We start from the raw sequence: 21,354 nt of genomic DNA on the forward strand, positions 1-21,354 counted from the left end.
GTCGGCGCCCCCACCCGCGTCGTCAGACCTCATCAGTCGTCATCAGTCGTCGTCAGACCTCATCAGTCGTCATCAGACCTCATCAGTCGTCATCAGTCGTCATCAGACCTCATCAGTCGTCATCAGCACCCGGTCGGTCACTTCTGCGGCCAGTCATCAGAACAGGGGCAGCTGCCCGGGAAAGTCCGGTACGGCGTACGCGTCCAACGTCGGCTGGGCCGCGCCCAGTTGCGCCTGCCGCCGGGACCCGGCGCACGAGACGAGTTCGCCGCTCTCGCGCGCGCCGGGCGGGTCGTGCCGTGCGAAGCGTCCCGCGACGACGGCGATCTCACGACGGCACACCGGGCAGGCTCTACGACGAGAGGACATGGAGCCAAGTCTCCTCCATGCCCCGTCGAAACCCACCCGGTACCGCCCGCCGTCCATCGAGAACGACGTCAGACCTTCTGGTTCTCCGCGCCGACCATCCAGGCGTACTTCTCCAGGGAGTCGATGATCGTGTGCAGCAGGTCGGCGGTGGAGGGGTCCTCGCTGTCGACCTGGTCGTGGTGCACGCGCAAGGTGTCGACGGTGGCCCGCAGACGCGCGGTCACCAGATCGACGACGGTGCTGACGCTCTGCGCGCCCTCCGGGAACCTGGGGAGCGTGGTGTGCATCGCCACCGTGTCGGAGCGGCCGTCCGGCCAGTGCTGGAGGGCACGCATGCGCTCGGCGATGGTGTCGGCGAATTCCCGGGCGTCGTCGATGATTTCGTCGAGTTGCAGGTGCAGGTCCCGGAAATTGTGACCGATCACGTTCCAGTGGGCCTGTTTTCCCTGGAGATGCAGTTCGACGAGATCCACCAGGATCTGTTGCAGGGCTTCGGTCATCTCTTTGGATGCCGTGAATCCGGTGATGTCGCTGTCCGGACGCCGGGAAACCTTCGGGGAAGCGGTCATGGTGTGTCTCCTCTTGCAAGCACAGCACAGCAGCCCCCCGCACCAGGGGGCCCGTCTTCCTACGCCCAGCCTACGAAGCCGTCCCCCTGCCGCCACCGCGCCTGATCCGCTTGGGTAAAAGCGCAGGTCGTGAGCGTTTTGAGGGAGGCGGGACGGTGTGGACGCACCCCGCAGGACCGGGCGGCGGCACCGGCGCCGAGCAAGCCGTCGAGCCGAGCGCCGACACCTGGCAACCTGCCACATATGCCCGATATGCGCATTTCTTGCTTCACTCTTACGCTGTCTTGACACGGGCAGCGGCCGACCTTTTCCGCCGCCCCCGTGGACAGTGCCGGGATTTCCGTGAAACCCGCCGGCAGGGGGCCGCGACTCCGCCCGGCGGCAGCAGCCGGGACCGGAACGCCCATGCTCTCGACATCACAAGAGGTGTTGTTGTGTATCAGTGGACTCGGCGCGAGGATGCGAGACTTCTCACCGGAAACGGCCGCTATGTCGCGGACATCGAGGTACCGGGATGCCTCGACGCCGTGTTCGTGCGGAGCAAGGTGGGGCACGGTGTGCTGCGCTCGGTGGACTGCGGCCCGGCGCGCGAGGTGCCGGGCGTGGCAGGGGCCTGGTCCGCGGACGATCTCAGCGACCTGCCGGCGTGTGTCCACTCGGCCGCGACCCTCCAGGACCTGCCCCCCGTACCGCACACGGTGCTCGCCAAGCTGTCCTCGGACGAGGCGGTGGCCGGCCGGGAGTGGCCGGCGCTGGTCAAGGACCGCGTGCGGTACGCCGGCGAGGCGGTCGCCGTCGTCCTGGGCGAGGACCGCTACCGGGCCGAGGACGGCGCGGCCGAGGTGACCTTCCAGGTGGACCGGCTGCCCGCGGTGATCACGCCGTCCGCCGCCGCCCGCGACGAGACCCCGCTCTTCGACGGCATGAGCAACGTCGCCCTGCGGAGCGAGACCGGCCGGCCCGTCGACGACGCGGTGTGGCGGGAAGCCGGCGCGGTGGTCAGCGGCTCCTACCGGCAGAACCTCCTGATGCCCACCCCCATGGAATGCAGGACGATCCTCGCCGTCCCCGAGGAGGACCGGCTGACGATCTGGTCGGGACACCAGATGCCGCACCGGCTGCGCCGCGAGATGGCGGCGCTGCTCGGCTGGCCGCAGGACCGGATACGAGTGGTGGTCCCGGACACCGGCGGCGCGTTCGGCGGCAAGAGCGCCTCGTTCCCCGAGTTCGTCGTGGTCGTCTTCCTCGCGGTCAGGCTCGGCCGACCGGTCCGGTGGATCGAGGACCGCCTGGAGTCGATGCTGGTCGCCACCCGCGGCCGCGGGCAGGACCAGCGCGCCCGGCTGGCCGCCGACGCCGACGGACGCCTGCTCGCCTACGAACTGGACATCGACGCGGACGTCGGCGCCTACCCCCACCTCGGGGTCGGACTGCCGATGCAGACCGCGTGGATGGCCACCGGCGCCTACCGCACTCCGCAGGTCCATGCGACCGTACGCTCGGTCCTCACCAACACCATGATCACCTACCCCTACCGGGGCGCCGGCCGGCCCGAGGCCGTGTTCGCACTGGAGCGGTGCATGGACACGATGGCCCGGAAACTGGGGATCGACCCGGCCGAACTGCGGCGGCGCAACTTCATCCCGCCCGACGCCTTCCCCTACACCACCCCCACCGGCCGCACCTACGACAGCGGCGACTACGCCCGTGCGCTCGACCTGGCCCTGGAGACCGTCGGCTACGACGCGTGGCGGGCGGAACAGGCCCGGCGCCGCACCGACCCGGCCGCGAAACCCCTGGGCATCGGCCTCTCCTGCTACGTCGAACGCTCCGGCGGCGAGCCCGGCGGCCTGCACGAGTTCGGCGGCATCGAGGTCGGCGAGGACGGCATCGTCACCGTCCGGTGCGGTGCGGCCTCCAGCGGGCAGAGTCATGAGACGGTGTTCCCGGCGCTGGTCGCGAAGACCCTCGGGATCGACGAGCAGCGCGTACGGCTGGTCGAGGGCGACACCGGTGAACAGCCCGACGGCCTGGGCTCGTTCGCCAGCCGTAGCGCCCAGGTCGCCGGCGCGATGCTCCAGCACGCCGCGCACCTGGTCGTCGAAGAGGCCAGGCGCCGGGCCGCCGGCCTGTGGGACCTGCCGGTCCCGGAAGTGGAGTGGTCCGACGGCGCCCTCTGCCCCGTCCGCGACGGCTCCGCCCCCATGGACCTGTCCGAACTGGTCAAGGCCACCGGTCCGCTGCGCGTGGAGGACCGCTTCGAGACCGGCATGGCGTTCCCGTTCGGCACCCACGCGGCGGTGGCCGAGGTGGATCCCGAGCTGGGCACCGTACGCCTGCTCAAGGTGGTCACCGTGGACGACTGCGGGGTGCAGCTCGCCCCCGAGATCGTCCGCGCGCAGGCCCTCGGATCCTCGGTGCAGGGCATCGGGCAGGCGCTGTACGAGGCCATCCCCTACGACGAAGGCGGCACCCCGCTGCTGGGCAACGGGATGCTGGACTACCTGCTTCCGACGTTCACCGAGGTCCCACCCATCGAGGTCAAGGACACCTGTACCCCGAGCCCTGCCTCACCGTTGGGCGCCAAGGGCGCGGGCGAGTCCGGGTGCATCGGCCTGCCTGCCGCCATCGTCAACGCCGTGGACGACGCCCTCCGGCCCGCCGACCCCGACCTCCTCCAGATGCCGCTCACCCCGGACGTGATCTGGCGCGCGGCCCGCGCCACGGAACCGCGCACGGCCCGTACCCCGACGCGGGAGGAAAACCGGTGAAGCCCGCGGCCTTCGACTATATGGCGCCCCGCACGGTGGCCGAGGCCGTCGACGCCCTGGGCAACGGCGGCGGCAGGACCCAGGTGCTGGCCGGCGGACAGAGCCTGATCCTCGAAATGCACCTCGAACGCATCCGGCCCGACCTCCTGGTCGACATCAACCGCATCCCCGAACTCGACAGCATGCAGGTCGTCGACGACACCCTGCGGGTCGGCGCGCTGATCAGGCACCGGGTCTTCGAGTCCGCCGAGTCCGTGCCCGGCCCGCTCGGCTCGCTGGCCGCCCAGGCGGTCGTCAACATCGCCCACCCGCCGATCCGGTCCAGGGGAACCATGGTCGGCAGCTTCGGCTGGGGGCACCCCGCCTCCGAGTGGTGCGCCATCGCCGTCGCGCTGGACGCCGTGGTGAATCTGCGCGGACCCGACGGCCCGCGCACCGTGCCGGCGAAGGACTACTTCCTCGGCCCGCTGCGGACGGCCCGCCGCCCCGCCGAGCTGATCACGTCCGTGCAGTACCCGCTGCTCCCCGACACCACCGGAGTCGGCTTCATCGAGCACCGCCGTACCCACTTCTGTTTCGCGCAGGTGGCCGTGGCGGCGGCGCTCACCGTGCACGACGGGGTGATCCGCCAGGCCCGGATCGGTCTCGTCAACTGCGCGGACCGCCCACTGCGGGCGCATGCCGCCGAGCAGTCCCTGGCCGGCGCCGAGATCGGACCGCCGACCGACGGGTACCGGCTGCCCGAGGACCACCCCTTCGCCCGAGCCGGCCGCGCCGCGGCCGAACAGGACGCCGACCCCGTCGCCGAGCCGTACGCGGACCTGGAGTACCGGCGGCACGCCATCGCCGTCGTCACCGCCAGAACGCTCAGCCAGGCGGCGAACGACCACCGCGCACGCACGGGCGCGCGCTGAGGAGACAGCACCATGGACATCACCCTCACCGTCAACGGCGAGGAGTTCCCGCTCGACGTGGAACCCCGCCGTGTCCTCGCCGACGTCCTGCGCGAGGACTGCCGCCTCACCGGCACGCACCTGGGGTGCGAGCACGGGGTGTGCGGCGCCTGCACGGTCCTGGTCGACGACCGGGCGGTGCGCGCGTGCCTGATGCTCGCCGTGCAGTGCGACGGCAGTTCGGTCCGGACCGTGGAAGGGCTGGCCGGCCCGGACGGCGAACCCAGCCCGGTGCAGCGCGCGTTCTCCGCCGAGTACGCCTTGCAGTGCGGCTTCTGCACCCCCGGTTTCCTGATGGTGGCGACCGAGGCACTGGAGTCGGACCCCGACCTCGCCGACCATCCCGAGCGGGTGGACCACGTCGTCGGCTCCAACCTGTGCCGCTGCACCGGCTACGAACCCATTCGCCGCGCGGTCACCCGGGCGGCACGGGAGCGGCGAGGCCGACAGCCGCGGCCGGGACAGCACCCGCGGTCAGGCCGGCAGCGACAGACCGCGACCTGACAGCACATGCCGCCCCCGCCGCCCGGACCCACGATCCCGAAGCGCTGAGGCCGCTCACGGCCCGCGCCCCGTCGGCCCGGGTCCTCTGCGGCAGCGACCACCCGTTCGACAGGGCACAGCCCGACCCGGTCCGGTTCCCCTCGGCAACGGCCTGGAACCCGAGACGCTGACGGAGAACGCCCGCCGGTTCCTCGGCATCCACGCACTCGGCCGGGGCCCCGGACTTCCCCGGAGGTGCGCGTTGGGTACCGGGAACACGTTCCGAACACTGATCATCGGCGGCTCGGTCGGAGGTCTCGCCGCGGCTCACGAACTACGCGCGGCCGGCGCGGACGTCGCCGTGTACGAGCGTTCGGCCGGCCGGCTGCGCGCCCGCGGCGCGGGGATCGTCATGCAGCCGGAGGTGGCGGCACTCCTCGACCGGATCGGCGTCGGCGCACCCGGGGTGAGCGTCGAACTCCACGAGCGCCAGCAACTGCACCTGCACGACGCCCCCGTCCGGTACGCGGCTCCGCAACTGATGACCGCCTGGGACACCCTGTACCGCGTCCTTCGGGAACCGCTTTCGGAGGTCTGCTACCGCCTGGACAGTGAGCTGAACCGCGTGCGCGTCGAAGACAACGAGGTCACCGCGGTCTTCACTGACGGGTACACCGCACAAGGCGATCTCCTGGTCGGCGCCGACGGAATCGGCTCCGCGACCCGCCGGCTCCTGCACCCAGGGTCCCACCCGGTCTACGCCGGCTACGTGGCGTGGCGCGGCCTGGAACCGGAATCCGCCGTCCCGGACCACCTCCTGGATCTGCTCGCGGGACGATTCACCTACTTCGGGGCCGACGGCATGCAGATGCTCTGCTACTTGGTCCCGGGCCCCGCCGGGGAACGGACCGAAGGCTCACGGCGCGTCAACTGGGTGTGGTACGCCAATGTCGCCGACCGCGATCTCCCCCCGCTGCTGACCAGCCGGACGGGGAACCGGTTCACGTATTTCCTGCCACCCGGAGACGCTCACGGCGACACCGTCGGCCGAGTGACCGCCTGCGCGGAAACCACGCTTCCCGCTCCCTTCGCCGAACTCGTACGGATCTCCCGCGTCTTCATGCAGCCGGTCTACGACCTTCCGCCGGTCAGGATGACGGCGGACCACGCGGCGCTGATCGGTGACGCCGCGGGCACCGTGCGGCCGCACACCGCTTCGGGAACCTCCAAGGCGTTCGGGGACGCCGCGGGTCTCGCCGAGGCCCTGCGGGGCTGGGACCCTTCTCGCCCACTGCCCGCTTCGGCCCTGGAGAACTGGGAAGCCCAGCGGCTCGCCCGCCTTCTCACCCTGTCCGACGCCGGCCTCGAACTGGCACGAAGATCGACCCTGGGCATACCCACCGCCTGCCACTACTTCAGTGACCGCTGACGGCCCGAGCCCGCACCTTCCGACCCGCCACCGACAGACCACCGCCCCTTTGCCGACAGGCCCGCCTCCGAACAAACAAAACCCCCTCCGAACTGCACGAACGCAGTTCGGAGGGGGTCTCTCTCAGCGTGGCGGCGCCAGGATTCGAACCTGGGAAGGCTGAGCCGGCAGATTTACAGTCTGCTCCCTTTGGCCGCTCGGGCACACCGCCGGGTTTTGCTGCCGGACGAAGCCACCGCTTCTCGGCGGTGCTCCCTGGCAACGACGTAAACAATACCCGATACCGAGGGGTGCTCCGCCACCCGATTGATCGGTGCCCGGCCCGTACGGGGTGACTAGGCTGGTGCGAATGCGACCCGGTCTCATGCCGGGCTCTACGGCTGCCTGCGCGCATGCCGGTACGCACCCGATACGCACCGATACAAGGAGCCACAGGACATGGCCGACTCCAGTTTCGACATCGTCTCGAAGGTCGAGCGGCAGGAGGTCGACAACGCCCTCAACCAGGCCGCCAAGGAAGTCTCACAGCGCTACGACTTCAAGGGCGTGGGCGCCTCGATCGCCTGGTCCGGCGAGAAGATCCTGTTGGAGGCGAACTCCGAGGAAAGGGTCAAGGCTGTCCTCGACGTCTTCCAGTCCAAGCTGATCAAGCGTGGCATCTCGCTGAAGGCGCTGGAGACGGGCGAGCCCCAGATCTCCGGCAAGGAGTACAAGATCTTCGCGTCGATCCAGGAGGGCATCTCCCAGGAGAACGCGAAGAAGGTGGCGAAGATCATCCGCGACGAGGGCCCGAAGGGCGTGAAGGCCCAGGTGCAGGGCGACGAGCTGCGCGTCAGCTCCAAGAGCCGGGACGACCTGCAGGCCGTGATCGCCCTCCTGAAGGGCCAGGACTTCGACTTCGCGCTGCAGTTCGTCAACTACCGGTAGTCCCGCAGGTCCGCGCATCGCGTGGGTACGGAACGACGCACCCCGAGGGAGGGTGGGCAACCGAGGCGGCCCACCCTTCTCGTGTGCCGACCGTGCTGCGGTCGCACTCAACCGCGTTCCGGCCGCCCTCAGTTGCGCGAGTTGCCGAACAGGAGGCGGTAGACGATCAGGAGGACGAGCGAGCCGCCGATCGCGGCCGCCCAGGTGGCCCCGTCGTAGAAGTTCTTGGTGATGGGGTGGTCCAGCCAGCGGGCCGATATCCAGCCGCCGACGAACGCGCCCGCCACGCCGATGAGAGTCGTGCCGATGAAGCCGCCCGGATCCCGCCCCGGCAGCAGGATCTTGGCGATGACTCCGGCCAACAGTCCCAGGATGATCCAACCGATGATGCTCATGCCGTGAACCTGCCCTCCCGCGCTGTGCCCGCACTGTCCCGACGCTGTGATCTTCGTCAGCGCCCGCTGTGCGGCGCGGCCCGTGCGGCCCGTGGTCCGTGCCGTCCGTCGCGCGCGTGTTCGTGCCGTGTTGCTCCGGAAGACGTCACCCATGCACCGGACGGTTGCAGCGATCAGTAGGGTGCGGCACATGACAAGCTCCGGTTCCGGCCTGCGGCGCACCCTGGGGGTCCGTGACGCCGTGGCCGTCGGCCTCGGCTCGATGCTCGGCGCCGGTGTCTTCTCCGCCATGGGACCCGCCGCGCACGCGGCCGGACCCGGTCTGCTGCCCGCCCTCGCCGTCGCGGCCGTGGTGGCCTACTGCAACGCGCTGTCCTCGGCCCGGCTCGCCGCCCTGTACCCGGCCTCGGGCGGCACCTACGTGTACGGGCGGGAGCGGCTCGGGGACTTCTGGGGATACCTCGCCGGATGGGCGTTCGTCGTCGGCAAGACGGCCTCCTGCGCGGCGATGGCGCTCACCGTGGGCACGTATGTGTGGCCCGCGCAGGCGCACGCCGTGGCGGTCGCCGCCGTGGTGGCACTGACCGCGGTGAACTACGGCGGCATCCAGAAGTCCACCTGGCTGACGCGGGCGATCGTGGCGGTGGTGCTCGCGGTCCTCACTTCCGTGGTGGTCGTCTGCCTCTCCTCGGGGCAGGCCGACGCCGGGCGGCTGGACGTCGGGGGCACGGCGGGAGCAGGAGGGGTGCTCCAAGCGGCGGGCCTGCTGTTCTTCGCGTTCGCCGGGTACGCGCGGATCGCGACTCTCGGCGAGGAGGTACGGGATCCGGCGCACACCATCCCTCGCGCGATCCCCCTGGCTCTGGGCATCACGCTGCTGGTGTACGCGTTCGTGGCCGTCGCGGTGCTGTCGGTGCTCGGCGCCCCGGGTCTCGGACAGGCGGCGGCACCTCTGGCCGACGCGGTGCGGGCGGCCGGAGTGCCGGGGCTGGTGCCGGTGGTGCGGGTGGGGGCCGCGGTGGGTGCGCTGGGGTCGCTGCTCGCTCTGATCCTCGGGGTGTCCCGGACCACGCTGGCCATGGCCCGCGACCGGCATCTTCCCGGCTCCCTGGCCAGGGTGCATCCCCGCTTCCACGTCCCGCACCGCGCCGAGCTGGCCGTGGGCGCGGTCGTCGCCGTGGTGGCGGCGACGGCAGACGTAAGGGGTGCCATCGGTTTCTCCTCCTTCGGTGTGCTGGCCTATTACGCGGTGGCCAACGCGTCGGCCTGGACGCTGAGTCGGACGGCGTCGTCACGTGTGCTGCCGGCGTTGGGGCTGGTGGGATGCGTGACACTCGCGTTCGCCCTGCCCGTGACCGCGATGGTCGTGGGCGCGGGTGTGCTGCTGGTGGGGGCGGCGGCCTACGGCGTGCGCCGGTGGGCCGGGGTTCGCTGAGCCAACCGGGCCGTGCCGGCTCGGCGAGCCGGACCGGGCCGACTCGGGTGAGGGTGGAGACAACGTCTTGCCGCTGTCGCGGCGCGCGTGGCCGGGGCGGCGTCAGCACCACCGGGTGCCCGGTCGAGGGGCACGCTCGGGCCACTGCGGGTGTGCTCCGGTCGTGTCGGGCGGGGCGCGGAGTCGAGCCGAGCCGTGCGAGGCCCGGAACGTGACGCTTCGGTCGCTGCCGGGCGGGGTGGTCCGGCGGTGGCGGCTGGCTCAGGAGGTCCGCGAGGGTGCCGTGCGGCTGTGGAAATCGGCCCATGGCCGGAGGTCCATGCCGTCGTTGCTCTCCTCGTACCAGCCGGTTCCGTCGAGCCAGGTGCGCAGCCAGTCGGTGAGGCTGGGCGCGTCCACGTACCAGGCGTGGCCGGCGTCGTCGGCATTCGGCTCGTAGAGCAGGACGGTGGCCTCCGGGGCACGGCAGTCCACACAGGCGAACATCCCGCATCCCCAGTGGGATATCGGCAGCACGCCCTCGGGCCAGGGCCAGTCCGGGTCCTTGCGGGCCTCCTCGCGATGCTCGACGTACTGGGCGACGGCGGCCGGTTCGCCCGAGGGCGGGCTGTCGAGCAGGGGCAGCAGGCCGTATTCCGGGCCGAAGCCGCCGTCTGCTATACGGCAGTAGAGCGAAGCGAGCAGCGGTGGCAGGGCGAAGCCCAGAGCGGCCTCCGCACGGGCCGGTGCGGCCGCGTCGACGGGGTCGGGCAGCGAAGGCCAGCCCCACGGACGGGAGATGCGGGCCTGCGCGGCCACCCGGGTCAGCAACTGCTCGATCTCGGTCATGGCTTCATGATGCAGGCCGCCTGTGACAATCGGGCGAGCCTGTGGACAACTTCGGACTTGTGGAGAACCGCGGGTCGCGGAGGTGGGTGAGGGACGGTCAGACCGCGAGTTCTCAGGGACCGCGGACCGTTTCGGGATCGGCGCGGCTGCGCAGGCAAGGGCCTTCTCGGCGTCCGCCGACCAGGCCGGAAATACCTGGGGTGCGCCCACGTCGTCCGACCCCATGGCGGGTGCTCGACGGCGTGCTCCGGCGTCCCTCCCGCCGCGCCCCTCCCAGCCTGCGGTCGTTCGTCCTGGTCAGCGCGTCGCGAACGGCTGGTCCGTGGGGACGATCTCACGGCCCAGCGGAAGCAGGGACACCGGAATCAGCTTGAAGTTGGCGATGCCGAACGGGATCGCTCCCCGACACTCACAACGCTCCCACAAGGCCGCTAAGGTTCCAGCTCCGTGCATGAGTGCCGGATACTGACTGGTGAGACCGAGTGCGAGCGTCACACGCTAAGGGGAAGCGATCATGAACCCGATCAACCTAGTCCTCAACGTCCTGTGGTTGATCTTCTGCGGGATCTGGATGGCGATCGCCTACACCGTGGCTGCGCTGATCTGCTTCATCCTCATCGTGACAATCCCCTTTGGTATCGCCTCGCTGCGGATCGCTGGCTTCGTGCTCTGGCCCTTCGGCCGTACGACGGTGCCGAAGCGGGATGCGGGGGCCGCCTCGTGCATCGGCAACGTGATTTGGGTCATCTTCGCGGGCTGGTGGCTCGCCATCGGCCACCTGATCACGAGCATCCCTCTCTTCCTGTCGATCATCGGAATTCCCTTCGGATGGGCGAACCTCAAGCTCATTCCGATCTCTCTTACGCCACTGGGCCATGAGGTCGTCCCAACCGACGTGGCGTTTGGCGGGCGGTGATTTCAGTTCTGGTTCGCGGAGCCCCCGGCTTGGTAAGCCGGGGGCTCTGTCGCGTGGGAAGCAACGGCATGCCCTCGTTTTGCTGGGCGTCCCCCGATACGGTCGAAGCCGTGTCTGAAGTTTCCCCGTGATCTTTGGACACTCGATGGTTATGCCGCGAGGGTGTGTTGATGCCGTTGCCTGGTTTCGGCCGGGGTGAGGTAGCCGAAGATTTTGTGCTTGCGCAGGCGTCGGCGGTTGTAGAAGGTCTCGATGAAGTTGAAGACCTCGGTGCGGGCGGTCGCCCGGTCCGGCCGGGTCCGGGTTCCGATCTCCTCCTTGAGCAGGGCCCGGAAACTCTCCGCGGCGGCGTTGTCGAAGCATGATCCGGTGCGTCCGCAGCTCTGCCGCAAGCCCGACTCGCTTATTCGGTCTCGGAATTGGGCCGAGGTGTACTCGCTGCCGCGATCACTGTGGATCACACAGCCCGGCTCCAGGTGGCTCCGGCCGTGGGCCATATCGAGCGCGTCGACGACGAGTTCGGCGCGGTGGTGATCAGCCATGGCACAGCCGATGACCTCGCGGGTGGCCAGGTCCAGCCCGCGGGCGAGGCAGAACCGGCCCTCGGCGGCGGACAGGCAGGTGATGTCGCCGGCCAGCTTGGTGCCGGGCCGCTCGGCGTGGAAGTCGCGGCCGGTCAGGTCCGGGGCCGGCTTCGCCTTCTTGTCGGGCCGGGTCAGCCAGTGGTGCTTGCGCCGGGTGACGCCCCGGATGTTGCGCTCGCGCATGATGCGGGCGATGCGCTTGCGGTTCACCCGTCGGCCCAGGCGCCGCAGTTCGGCGTGGACGCGGGGGACGCCGCAGGTGCGGCGGGAGGCGATGTGCAGCACCGTGATCTCGTGCGCGCCAGGCGTAAGAGGAGGAGCGAGCCACGTGCAGCACCCGGCACAGCAACGTGACCGGGTAGTTCGCCTTCTCCGCGTGGATGAACCGGTAGAGCCCACTCACCGGTCGTTCTCCTTCACGAAGAAAGCGGTCGCTTTTTCCAGGATCCCGATCGTCTGCTGCTGTTCGCGGTTCTCCCGCCGCAGCCGCCGCAGTTCCTCGCGCCCGGCGCTGGTCAGCTCGCCGCCCTGGTCCTCGCCCCGGTCGGCCTTGGCCTTGCAGTACCAGCCGCGCAGGGACTCGGAGCTGATGCCGAGTTCCCGGGCGACGGCGGTGACCGTCTTGCCCGAGGAGTCGACGAGCGCGATGGCGTCACGTTTGAACTCCTCGGTGTACCGCTTCGTGTACTTGCTTCCCACCTGGTGCTACTTCCTCTGGAACCTCAGGTCCCAGTCTCCAGGTGTCCACGATCAAGGGGAAGCTTCACATCGCGGATATACCAAAAGATCCAACAGAGCATCACATTCGCGAGATACCTTGGGAGTTGACGAAGACGCCCCGGCAGCGGCTGGCACCGCCCCGGGGCTGGCCGACTGATTAGGAGTCGACGTGTCCAATGTAAGCACACCCCTGCCCTCAGCAACCCAAGCGGCCGAGAACGTCACGGCAACACGGGTGCTACGCGCCGTGTCCTACCTCCGCGTCTCCACTGAGGAACAGACACATGGCTACGGCGTAGCGAGGCAGAACAGCAAGACGACCCGCTACATCACTCTCAAGGGCTGGAAGCACGTCGACACCTACACAGATGAAGGAGTGTCCGGCTCCCTGGAGGCGGCGGAGCGAGGCGGCTTGAAGCGGCTGATGGCCGATGCCCAGAAGGAGCCTCGTCCGTTCGACATCGTCGTGGTGCCCGATGGGCGAGCGATCGGACGCAAGGGCCGGGCATTCTGGCGCTGGGTCTGGGCTCTGGAAGACATCGGGGTGTTCGTCGCCGTCGTTTCCGACGATTACGACAACACGACCTCTGACGGGCGTAAGAAGATGCGCCGCGACGCCGATTACGCCGAAACCGAGTGGGAGACGATCAGGGATCGTACGCAGGGAGGACTGCAAGAGAAGGCCGAGTTGGTCGAGGCCGCCCATATTGGGGGGCGCCCGCCGTTCGGTTACCGAATCGAGGGTAAGGGCACAACCGGGTCTTACCTCGTGGTTAACGAAGCTGAAGCAGCGCTAATCCGATATGTCTACGACCTGGTCGTGACTGACGGGCTGAACCTCTTCCGAGTTGCCACCCGCCTGAACTCGGAAGGAAAACTCAATCGGTCCGGAAACCCGTGGACGTATGTAAATCTGCGGGATCGGATCCTGTCCGCTCCAGTTTTGGAAGGACAGATCGTCTTCCGCGGCAAACACTCTCAAGTTGATGAGAATGGCGTCCCACTATGGGGACAATCCGTCACTATCAAACTTCCCCGCATCCTCACCCCCGACGAAGCGGACCTTCTCAAACGCAAGTCGGTCGTACGCGTGTTGGCCACACGTCGCGAGTGTTCCATTTACCCACTCTCCGGCAGGGTCATTGGATTGTGCGGGAAGATTTATACCGGAATCAGTCGCGCGTCCACCAACTCCGGCGGGCGTCAATATCGTTGCAGCGGTGGCAATAGCAACCGTCCTGCTGGCACAGATTCCTGTGGCTGCTCGCACGTAGACGCACAAGCTCTTGAGGATCACGTCTGGGGCGAAGTCGTCAAAGTCATCGGAGACGGTAAGAGGCTGGAAGAACTTGCCGCAGAGTGGATCGGACTTTCCGAAGGAGACAGGGAAGCCAACATCGAGCGGATCTCTGATCTTGACCGGCAAATCGAAGAACTCGGTGAAGCCATCACTGCTGTGACCGTAGCCACGGCGAAGAAGACTCGTTCGGCTGATTCGATCGCTGCTGCCACGGCCCCTCTCGACGACGAACTTCAGCAACTCGAAAGGCTCCGCGATGAAGCAGCACAATGGCTCACTGAGGTGGAAAACGCGGACCGCAGGAATCGTGATCTACAGGATCTCGCCAAGCTAGCGCGCAACTCATTCCGACAGATGGCACCGGTTCAGCAAGCCGAGATCCTCGACCTGCTCGAAGTGAGGGTGACGTTCACCGGCTCCGTACCGAAGGAGCTAAAAACCGGGTTGCCCTGTCCCGTAAGCACCTGGTACAGGGCCGCTGGTTTGGATGTTCCTGCTGCCGACCTCTCCGATACCGACTGGCAAACAGTCGCCCGGCTGCTCCCTCGACGCCCTGGTGACGCAATCCGTCGTTCGGTCAACGCAATCTTCTACAAGGCGCGTACCGGAATGTCCTGGCCGGAGATCTTCACCGAGCTTGGAGTCACCAAGACTTCGGCTGATCACTTCCGCAGGTGGTCCGGCGACGGGACCTGGAAACGGGTCAACGAATCCCTTACGCACACAGCACGAGTGCCTGTTTGGGTCCCTGAGCTGCTGCCACAGATGACCATTGAAGGCCGCGTTGATCCGCGGATGATGCTGAGCGCCGCTGAGCCATCCCGCAGGTAGCCGAGGAACAGCCAGAAGCCGCTCAGGACGAGCCAAATGACGTTCAGGACGGTCTTCACCGGGTACGACCTGCCATCTTTTCGAGCCGGGCGATACGGTCCGCCATGGGCGGATGGGTCGAGAACATCTTGGACAGTCCCTGGCCGGGACGGAAGGGGTTCGCGATCATCATGTGGCTCGCCGTCTCGATCCTGGGCTCGGGCGGCAGCGGCAGCTGCTTGGTGCCGACGTCGAGTTTGCGCAGGGCCCCGGCGAGGGCGAGCGGGTCGCCGGTGAGCTGGGCACCGGAGGCGTCCGCCTCGTACTCCCGGGATCTGCTGATGGCCAGCTGGATGAGGCTGGCGGCGAGCGGGCCCAGAATGATGATCAGCAGCATGCCGAAGATGCCGGGGCCCTCGTCGTCCTCGGAACGGCCGACCGGGATGAGCCAGGCGAAGTTGACCAGGAACATGATCACCGAGGCGAGGGCGCCGGCGACGGACGAGATGAGGATGTCCCGGTTGTAGACGTGGCTGAGTTCGTGGCCGATGACGCCGCGCAGCTCGCGTTCGTCCAGGAGGCGCAGGATTCCTTCGGTGCAGCACACGGCGGCGTTGCGCGGGTTGCGGCCGGTCGCGAACGCGTTGGGTGCTTCCGTGGGGGAGATGTACAGGCGGGGCATGGGCTGGCGGGCCTGGGTGGACAGCTCACGGACCATCCGGTACAGGGCCGGGGCCTCGAACTCGCTCACCGGGCGGGCACGCATCGCGCGTAGCGCCAGTTTGTCGCTGTTCCAGTACGCGTACGCGTTCGTGCCCAGGGCGATCAGAACCGCGACGATCAAGCCCGTGCGGCCGAAGAAGCTGCCGATGACGATGATGAGTGCGGACAGTCCCCCCAGGAGTACTGCGGTCCTGAGCCCGTTGTGCCGGCGGTGCACGGTACGCCCTCCAAATCGTGCAGCAGGGGAACCCTTTGCTTGCTGGTGCGTGCTTGCTGGTGCGCTTGCTGGATCTCCGTAGCCACTGGTGTCGTGGTGTCACGTCCAGTGGACCCTCCCGTACTGGTCAACGCCAGGCGGCAGCCGCTAGTTCCCTTACGGGGGCGCAGGCAGGCGTCGGCCGTCCGGGTGAGGACGGCCGATGTCCGGGGACGTGCGCCGGGCCCGGCCGCTCCACGCGCGCGTGCGGGCTGTTCAGAACAGGCCGGTACCGGCGAAGCGGAGTACCAGTTGGGGCGCTCCGGAGAGGGCGACGCCGAGGGCTCCGGTGAGCGCGAGGGCGGCCGTGAGGGGGGCGGGGACCTGGTGTCGCGCGGGCTCGCCCTCGGGCGCGCGGAACAGCAGGGCCGTCCACTGGAGGTAGTAGTAGAGCGCGATGACCACGTTCACGGCCATGACGACGGCCAGCCAGCCGAGGCCCGCGTCGACGGCGGCGGAGAAGACGGTGACCTTCGCGAAGAGGCCGATGACGCCCGGGGGCAGTCCGGCTAGGCAGAGCAGGAAGAAGGCCAGGAGCAGGGCGGTCACGGGGTTCGAGGCGTACAGGCCGCGGTAGTCGCTGACGCGGTTGCCGGGTTTCGCGCGGCTCACCAGGGCGGCGACGGCGAAGGCGCCGAGGTTGACGGCGGCGTACATGAGGGCGTAGGCGACCGTGGATCCGATCGATCTGCGGGCGTCCGCGGAGTATCCGGCGGCGGCGATCGGCACCAGGAGGTAGCCGGCCTGGCCGACGGAGGACCAGGCGAGCAGCCGTACCGCGCTGTACGCGCGCGTGGCCTGCTGCCGCAGCGCGCCGACGTTGCCGACGGTCATGGTGAGGGCGGCCAGCACGGCCATCGCGGGGCCCCATGCCTCGGCGTACGACGGGAAGGCGACGACGGTGACCAGGATCAGGCCGGAGAATCCGACGGACTTGCCGACGACCGACAGAAAGGCGGCGACGGGCAGGGGGGCGCCCACGTAGGTGTCGGGCACCCAGAAGTGGAAGGGGACGGCGGCGGTCTTGAAGGCGAAGCCGACCAGGGTGAGGACGACGCCGGTCTGGGCGAGCGTGTGGAACTGTCCGTCGACGTGCTGGATGCGGTCGGCGATCCGGGTGAGGTAGAGGGTGCCCGTGGTGGCGTAGACGAAGCTGATGCCCAGGAGGGTGACCGCGGTGGCGGTGACCGAGGACAGGAAGAACTTCAGGGCCGCTTCGGAGGACCTGCGGTCGCCGTGCCGGATGCCGACGAGGGCGAAGGCCGGCAGCGAGGCGACCTCCAGGGCGACGACGAGGGTGGCGAGGTCGCGGGAGGCGGGCAGCAGGGCGGCGCCCGCGGCGGAGGAGAGCAGCAGGAACCAGAACTCCCCTTCGGGGAGTCTCCGGCGTCCGTCCTTGAGCGCGGTGACCGACAGCAGGGCGGCCAGGAGGGCGCCGCCGAGGACGAGGAACTGGATGACGAGGGTGAACCGGTCGGCCGTGTAGCTGCACAGGCGCGGGTCGCCGCTCTGGCAGAAGGTGCTGCGGTCGCCGTCGAGGAGCGGCAGCAGCAGGAGGGCCGAGGCGGCGAGTCCGGCCACCGCGACCCAGCCGAGCACGGCCTTCTTGGCGTCCGGCACGAACAGGTCGGCGACGAGGATCGCGAGGCCGACGACCGCCGCGGCGGTGGGCGGGGCGATCGCGAGCCAGTCGACGGACTGGACCAGCGACTCGGCCAGGGGCTGGGCCGGATGGCTCATCGGGTGCCTCCTGCAAGGAACTGCTGCACGGCCGGGTCGGTCAGGCCGAGGAGGGCCCTGGGCCACAGTCCGGCCAGGACGGTGAGGACGACGAGCGGGGTCCAGGCCGCGAACTCGTACGGCCGGACGTCGGCGAGTTCCGGCGTCTGCCGCGGTGCGGGGCCCATGCAGACGCGGCGGACCACGATGAGCATGTACGCGGCAGTCAGCAGGGTGCCGAACGCGGCGATCGCCATGAACGTGAGGAACGCGGGGCGGCTGAGGCCGGCGGCGGGCCGGAACGCGCCGAACAGGGCCAGCATCTCGCCCCAGAACCCGGCCAGGCCGGGAAGGCCCAGGGAGGCGACCGCGGCGAAGGCCAGCAGGCCGCCGAGCCGCGGGGCCTTGCCGTACAGCGCGGCGCCCGGCAGGGATCGGACCGGCGCGGCGGTGTCGCCCGCGGTGGGGCGCCGGTCGGGTGACGGGCGGGAGAGGGTGTCGAGGTCGGTGCTGCCCGTGCGGTCCTTGACGGCGCCGACCAGGAAGAACAGGAGGCCGGTGATCAGGCCGTGGGCGATGTTGGCGAACAGTGCGCCGTTGACGCCGGTCGGGGTCATCGTGGCGATGCCGAGCAGGACGAAGCCCATGTGGCCGACGGAGGAGTAGGCGATGAGCCGTTTGAGGTCGCCCTTCGCGCCCGGTCTGGCGAGGGCCAGGCAGGCCAGGGATCCGTAGATGATCCCGACGACGGCGAAGGCGGCGAGGTAGGGCGCGAAGGTCCGGAAGCCCTCGGGCGTGACCGGCAGCAGAATGCGAACGAACCCGTACGTGCCCATCTTCAGCAGGACGCCGGCCAGCAGGACCGAGCCGACGGTCGGCGCGGCGGTGTGGGCGTCCGGCAGCCAGCTGTGCAGCGGCCACATCGGGGTCTTGACCGCGAGCCCGATGCCGATTGCCAAAACGGCGATGACCTGCACGGATGTGGTCAGCGACCGGCCGTTGTCAGTGGCGAGTGCCATCATGTCGAACGTGCCCGCCTTGATTCCGATCAGGAGCAGGCCGAGCAGCATGACCACGGATCCGAGCAGGGTGAACAGGATGAATTTCCACGCGGCCCGGGTCCTCTCTTCGCCGCCCCAGCGGGCGATGAGGAAGTACATCGGGACGAGGACCATCTCGAAGGCGAGGAAGAACAGCAGCAGGTCGAGGACGGCGAAGGTCGCGAGGGTGCCGGACTCCAGCAGCAGCAGCAGGGCGACGAAGGCTTTCGGGGACGGGCCCGAAGGCATCTTGAAGTAGGAGTAGAGCGCGCAGAGGAAGGTCAGCAGCGCGCTCAGGACCAGAAGGGGGAGGGAGATGCCGTCGATGCCGAGGTGGATCCGCACGTCGAGTGCGGGGATCCAGCTGATGTCGGTCGTGGCCTGCATCCTCGACGGATGGTCGTGGTCGAAGCCGAGTGCCAGGACGATGGCGGCGGCGAGGATCGCGCCGGTCACGGTCACGCCGTGGCGCAGTACGGCCTGGTCGGGCGACTTCCCCTTCAGTCCGGGCGGTGCGGGCAGCAGAGCGGTGACGGCGCCGAGGAGCGGGCCGACGACGACGAACGCCAGAAGGAACTGCATCACGGACTCGTTGATACCGATCACGCCTGCTCACGCTCCCGTGGCGACGAGGAGGACGGCGACCGCCAGGACGACGGTGCCGGCGAGCAGCGCGCTCACATAGGTCTGTACGTTGCCGGTCTGGGCGCGCCGTACGGCGGCCCCGAGCAGGCGGGGCACTGCTGCCGCGCCGCGTACGTAGGTGTCGACGACCTCGCGGTCGAGGAACCGGACGAGACTCGCTCCGGCCTGGACCGGGCGGACGAACAGGACCGCGTACAGGGCGTCCACGTGGAAGCCGGCGGCGGCGTGCCGTTGCAGCGGGCCGAGCAGCAGCCGTCCGGGGTCGGCCGGGTCGGGGGCGTGGGCCGCGTCGCGGTAGGCGGGCGGAATCGGAAGAGGCACCGGGTAGCGGCTCGTTGCGGGGCGGTGCTCGGGTGACGGGCCGGCCATGGTCTCTTCCTCGACGAGTCCGGCGGCGGCCTCGGGGCGGGCGGTGGCCTCTCCCGTCGGGGTACGGGCGGCCAGGGCGCTGGTGCGCTGCCAGGCGGCGTAGGTGACGAGACCGCCGGCCAGGGCGAGGCCGGTGGAGAGCACCGACGTGGTGAGGGTCGGGGCCAGGCTGCCGCTGTCGAACCAGTCGGGCAGCAGGCGGAACGCCAACCCGCCGAAGGCGAGCGACGGGACGGCGAGCACCCACAGGACGACGGTCATGGTGAGCGGCTGCTTGCCGTGGTGCGGGGCCTCGGCTCCCCGGCCACGGAAGGCGAGCAGCCACAGGCGGGTCGCGTACGCGGCGGTGAGGAGGGCGGTCAGCAGGCCGGCGACGAGCACGATCCAGCCCGCCGGGCCGGGGGCGTGCCCGGTGTGCCCGGTGGCGACGTGCTCGGCGGCGCCGAGGACGGACTCCTTGGAGAAGAAGCCGCTGAAGGGCGGGATCGCGGCGAGCGCGAGGAGCGCCACGGTCATCGTCCAGTACGCGTCGGGGACGCGGTCGCGCAGTCGGCTCATGCGGGACATGGCGGCGAGTGAGTTGGTGCCGGCGGCGTGGATGAGCACGCCGGCGGCGAGGAACAGCAGTGCCTTGAAGGCGCCGTGGGACAGGAGGTGGAAGACAGCGGCAGCGCGGTCGCCGACGGCGAGGGCGCCGGTCATGTAGCCGAGCTGGCCGATCGTGGAGTAGGCGAGGACGCGTTTGATGTCGTCCTGGGCGAGCGCGGCGAGCGCCGAGCCGGCCATGGTGACGGCGGCCATGACGGCGAGGACGACCATCGCGGCCGAGGACGCCTGGAAGACGGGGAGGAGACGGGCGACGAAGTAGACACCGGCGGCGACCATCGTCGCGGCGTGGATCAGAGCGGAGACGGGCGTGGGGCCCGCCATCGCGTCGGGGAGCCAGGTGTGCAGCGGGAACTGCGCCGACTTGCCCGCCACGCCCGCGAGGAGCAGGAGGGCGATCAGGGTCGGGTGGTCGAGTCCGCCGCTCGTGACGGTGTCGAGGACGCGCGTGATGCGGAAGGACCCGGCGTCGGTGGCGAGCGCGAACAGGCCGATGAGGAAGGGCACGTCACCGAGCTTGGTGACGAGGAACGCCTTGAGGGAGGCGGCGCGGGCTTCGGGGGTCTCCCAGTAGTGGCCGACCAGGAAGTAGGAGCAGATGCCCATGACTTCCCAGCCGACCAGCAGCACGATCAGGTCGCCGGAGTAGACGACCAGGAACATCGCGGAGGTGAAGAGGGAGACGAGGGCGGCGTACGAGGGGTAGCGCGGGTCGTCGCGCAGGTAGCCGGTCGAGTAGATCTGCACGCAGGTGGCGACCACGCCGACCAGGAGGGCGACGAGGGCGGCGAAGCCGTCGATGTGCAGGGCGAGTTCGATGGGGACCGAACCGGTGGGCGTCAGCTCGGTGGCGGAGTCGATCGCGTGGCCGCCTCCCTGGCGCACGGCGACCAGCACGGCCAGTACGAGGGAGGCGAGGGTCGGCAGGACGGCGAGCGGGCGGACGAAGCCGGGGGCCGTACGGCCGAGCAGCAGGCCGGCCACGGCACCCAGGAAGGGCAGGAGGGGGACGAGGACGGCGAGGGTGGTCGTGGTCACGCGGTGGCCTCAGCCTTCTCGGCGGCGGAGGCGCCGCTGTCGGGGCCGTCGTTCTCGGGGCCCTCCGCGGTGTCGCGGAGCCGGTCGATGTCGGAGGTGCCGCGGTTGCGGTAGACGGCGAGGACGATCGCCAGGCCGATGCCGATCTCGGCGGCGGCGATGGCGATGGTGAACAGGGTCAGGGCCTGGCCGGAGTGCAGGGTCTCCTTGGCGGCCTTGCTGAGCCAGACGTCGAAGGCGACCAGGTTGAGGTTGACGGCGTTGAGCATCAGCTCGACCGACATCAGGACCAGGACCGCGTTGCGGCGGGCGAGAACGCCGTACAGGCCGGTGCAGAACAGGAGGGCGGAGAGCACGGCCGGATAGACGAGGTGCATCAGCGGGCTCCTTCGGCTTCCCCGGCGGCGGGTTCCCCGGCGGCGGGCCGAGCGTCGCGCTCCGCTGCGGCGGGCCGACCGTTGCGCTCGCC

At 69.5% G+C, this 21,354-nt stretch carries 20 protein-coding genes and 1 tRNA gene; 8 read left to right on the forward strand and 13 right to left on the reverse strand.

The window, feature by feature from the left end:
* Positions 1 to 156: 156 nt before the first annotated feature.
* Together ACFC09_RS27980 and ACFC09_RS27985 are read right to left on the reverse strand one after the other, a co-directional pair.
* On the reverse strand, positions 157 to 369 hold the full coding sequence (locus ACFC09_RS27980) for a hypothetical protein (protein ID WP_376533090.1): 213 nt from the start codon (positions 367 to 369) through the stop codon (positions 157 to 159).
* Between the two features lie 68 nt (positions 370 to 437).
* Entirely contained in the window at positions 438 to 938 is a 501-nt protein-coding gene (locus tag ACFC09_RS27985; protein WP_376533091.1) for a Dps family protein, read from the reverse strand.
* A 434-nt stretch (positions 939 to 1,372) separates the two neighbouring features.
* On the opposite strand from ACFC09_RS27985, the gene ACFC09_RS27990 reads away from it, so the two are divergent.
* From ACFC09_RS27990 to ACFC09_RS28005, 4 genes are all read left to right on the forward strand, one after another.
* A complete protein-coding gene (locus tag ACFC09_RS27990) occupies positions 1,373 to 3,709 on the forward strand; it encodes a xanthine dehydrogenase family protein molybdopterin-binding subunit (protein ID WP_376533092.1) in 2,337 nt (778 codons plus the stop codon).
* Entirely contained in the window at positions 3,706 to 4,623 is a 918-nt protein-coding gene (locus ACFC09_RS27995; RefSeq protein ID WP_376533093.1) for an FAD binding domain-containing protein, read from the forward strand. The genes ACFC09_RS27990 and ACFC09_RS27995 overlap by 4 nt, the downstream gene beginning before the upstream one ends.
* A 12-nt stretch (positions 4,624 to 4,635) precedes the next feature.
* Positions 4,636 to 5,166 carry a (2Fe-2S)-binding protein gene (locus ACFC09_RS28000; protein WP_376533094.1) on the forward strand — a complete coding sequence of 177 codons (531 nt, stop codon included), beginning with the start codon at positions 4,636 to 4,638 and terminating at the stop codon, positions 5,164 to 5,166.
* Between the two features lie 241 nt (positions 5,167 to 5,407).
* Positions 5,408 to 6,574, forward strand: coding sequence for an FAD-dependent monooxygenase (locus ACFC09_RS28005; RefSeq protein WP_376533095.1), 1,167 nt, complete (start codon positions 5,408 to 5,410; stop codon positions 6,572 to 6,574).
* Between the two features lie 129 nt (positions 6,575 to 6,703).
* Here the strand turns inward: ACFC09_RS28005 and ACFC09_RS28010 are convergent.
* Positions 6,704 to 6,785: transfer RNA gene (locus ACFC09_RS28010), tRNA-Tyr, on the reverse strand.
* Between the two features lie 227 nt (positions 6,786 to 7,012).
* On the opposite strand from ACFC09_RS28010, the gene ACFC09_RS28015 reads away from it, so the two are divergent.
* Positions 7,013 to 7,501: a YajQ family cyclic di-GMP-binding protein gene (locus ACFC09_RS28015; RefSeq protein WP_376533096.1), complete on the forward strand. Its 489-nt coding sequence runs from the start codon at positions 7,013 to 7,015 to the stop codon at positions 7,499 to 7,501.
* Positions 7,502 to 7,629: 128 nt separating this feature from the next.
* On the opposite strand, the gene ACFC09_RS28020 is transcribed toward ACFC09_RS28015, so the two are convergent.
* The gene (locus ACFC09_RS28020; RefSeq protein ID WP_376533097.1) at positions 7,630 to 7,896 is read right to left on the reverse strand and encodes a GlsB/YeaQ/YmgE family stress response membrane protein; all 267 of its coding nucleotides are present in this window, start codon (positions 7,894 to 7,896) and stop codon (positions 7,630 to 7,632) included.
* Positions 7,897 to 8,086: 190 nt separating this feature from the next.
* On the opposite strand from ACFC09_RS28020, the gene ACFC09_RS28025 reads away from it, so the two are divergent.
* The gene (locus ACFC09_RS28025; RefSeq protein ID WP_376533098.1) at positions 8,087 to 9,331 is read left to right on the forward strand and encodes an APC family permease; all 1,245 of its coding nucleotides are present in this window, start codon (positions 8,087 to 8,089) and stop codon (positions 9,329 to 9,331) included.
* Between the two features lie 261 nt (positions 9,332 to 9,592).
* On the opposite strand, the gene ACFC09_RS28030 is transcribed toward ACFC09_RS28025, so the two are convergent.
* Both ACFC09_RS28030 and ACFC09_RS28035 read right to left on the reverse strand, forming a co-directional pair.
* Positions 9,593 to 10,159: an SMI1/KNR4 family protein gene (locus tag ACFC09_RS28030; RefSeq protein WP_376533099.1), complete on the reverse strand. Its 567-nt coding sequence runs from the start codon at positions 10,157 to 10,159 to the stop codon at positions 9,593 to 9,595.
* 297 nt (positions 10,160 to 10,456) lie between these two features.
* Positions 10,457 to 10,654 carry a hypothetical protein gene (locus ACFC09_RS28035; protein ID WP_376533118.1) on the reverse strand — a complete coding sequence of 66 codons (198 nt, stop codon included), beginning with the start codon at positions 10,652 to 10,654 and terminating at the stop codon, positions 10,457 to 10,459.
* Positions 10,655 to 10,673: 19 nt separating this feature from the next.
* On the opposite strand from ACFC09_RS28035, the gene ACFC09_RS28040 reads away from it, so the two are divergent.
* The gene (locus ACFC09_RS28040) at positions 10,674 to 11,075 is read left to right on the forward strand and encodes a YccF domain-containing protein (protein ID WP_376533100.1); all 402 of its coding nucleotides are present in this window, start codon (positions 10,674 to 10,676) and stop codon (positions 11,073 to 11,075) included.
* 149 nt (positions 11,076 to 11,224) lie between these two features.
* Here ACFC09_RS28040 and ACFC09_RS28045 read toward each other — a convergent pair whose 3' ends face one another.
* Together ACFC09_RS28045 and ACFC09_RS28050 are read right to left on the reverse strand one after the other, a co-directional pair.
* Positions 11,225 to 11,944, reverse strand: coding sequence for an IS3 family transposase (locus ACFC09_RS28045; RefSeq protein WP_376533101.1), 720 nt, complete (start codon positions 11,942 to 11,944; stop codon positions 11,225 to 11,227).
* A 114-nt stretch (positions 11,945 to 12,058) separates the two neighbouring features.
* On the reverse strand, positions 12,059 to 12,358 hold the full coding sequence (locus ACFC09_RS28050) for a transposase (RefSeq protein ID WP_376533102.1): 300 nt from the start codon (positions 12,356 to 12,358) through the stop codon (positions 12,059 to 12,061).
* Between the two features lie 268 nt (positions 12,359 to 12,626).
* Between ACFC09_RS28050 and ACFC09_RS28055 the strand changes: the two genes are divergently transcribed.
* Positions 12,627 to 14,510, forward strand: coding sequence for a recombinase family protein (locus ACFC09_RS28055; RefSeq protein WP_376533103.1), 1,884 nt, complete (start codon positions 12,627 to 12,629; stop codon positions 14,508 to 14,510).
* Between the two features lie 55 nt (positions 14,511 to 14,565).
* Here the strand turns inward: ACFC09_RS28055 and htpX are convergent, their stop codons facing one another.
* The 5 genes from htpX to nuoK all read right to left on the reverse strand — a co-directional run bounded on the left by htpX (position 14,566) and on the right by nuoK (position 21,262).
* Positions 14,566 to 15,429, reverse strand: coding sequence for a zinc metalloprotease HtpX (gene htpX / locus ACFC09_RS28060; RefSeq protein ID WP_376533104.1), 864 nt, complete (start codon positions 15,427 to 15,429; stop codon positions 14,566 to 14,568).
* 255 nt (positions 15,430 to 15,684) lie between these two features.
* Positions 15,685 to 17,208, reverse strand: a complete 1,524-nt coding sequence (locus ACFC09_RS28065) for an NADH-quinone oxidoreductase subunit N (protein ID WP_376533105.1) — start codon at positions 17,206 to 17,208, stop codon at positions 15,685 to 15,687.
* Complete coding sequence (locus tag ACFC09_RS28070) at positions 17,205 to 18,833, reverse strand: NADH-quinone oxidoreductase subunit M (RefSeq protein ID WP_376533106.1); 1,629 nt, start codon at positions 18,831 to 18,833, stop codon at positions 17,205 to 17,207. Before ACFC09_RS28070 ends, ACFC09_RS28065 begins: the two co-directional genes overlap by 4 nt.
* Positions 18,834 to 18,839: 6 nt before the next feature.
* Positions 18,840 to 20,885 (reverse strand): NADH-quinone oxidoreductase subunit L, encoded by a 2,046-nt coding sequence (locus tag ACFC09_RS28075; RefSeq protein ID WP_376533107.1) that lies wholly within the window; start codon positions 20,883 to 20,885, stop codon positions 18,840 to 18,842.
* Positions 20,882 to 21,262 carry an NADH-quinone oxidoreductase subunit NuoK gene (nuoK, locus tag ACFC09_RS28080; RefSeq protein ID WP_376533108.1) on the reverse strand — a complete coding sequence of 127 codons (381 nt, stop codon included), beginning with the start codon at positions 21,260 to 21,262 and terminating at the stop codon, positions 20,882 to 20,884. The genes ACFC09_RS28075 and nuoK overlap by 4 nt, the downstream gene beginning before the upstream one ends.
* Between the last annotated feature and the right edge of the window lie 92 nt (positions 21,263 to 21,354).

It is taken from the genome of Streptomyces sp. NPDC056161 (assembly GCF_042268025.1).
Taxonomy (GTDB): Bacteria; Actinomycetota; Actinomycetes; order Streptomycetales; family Streptomycetaceae; genus Streptomyces.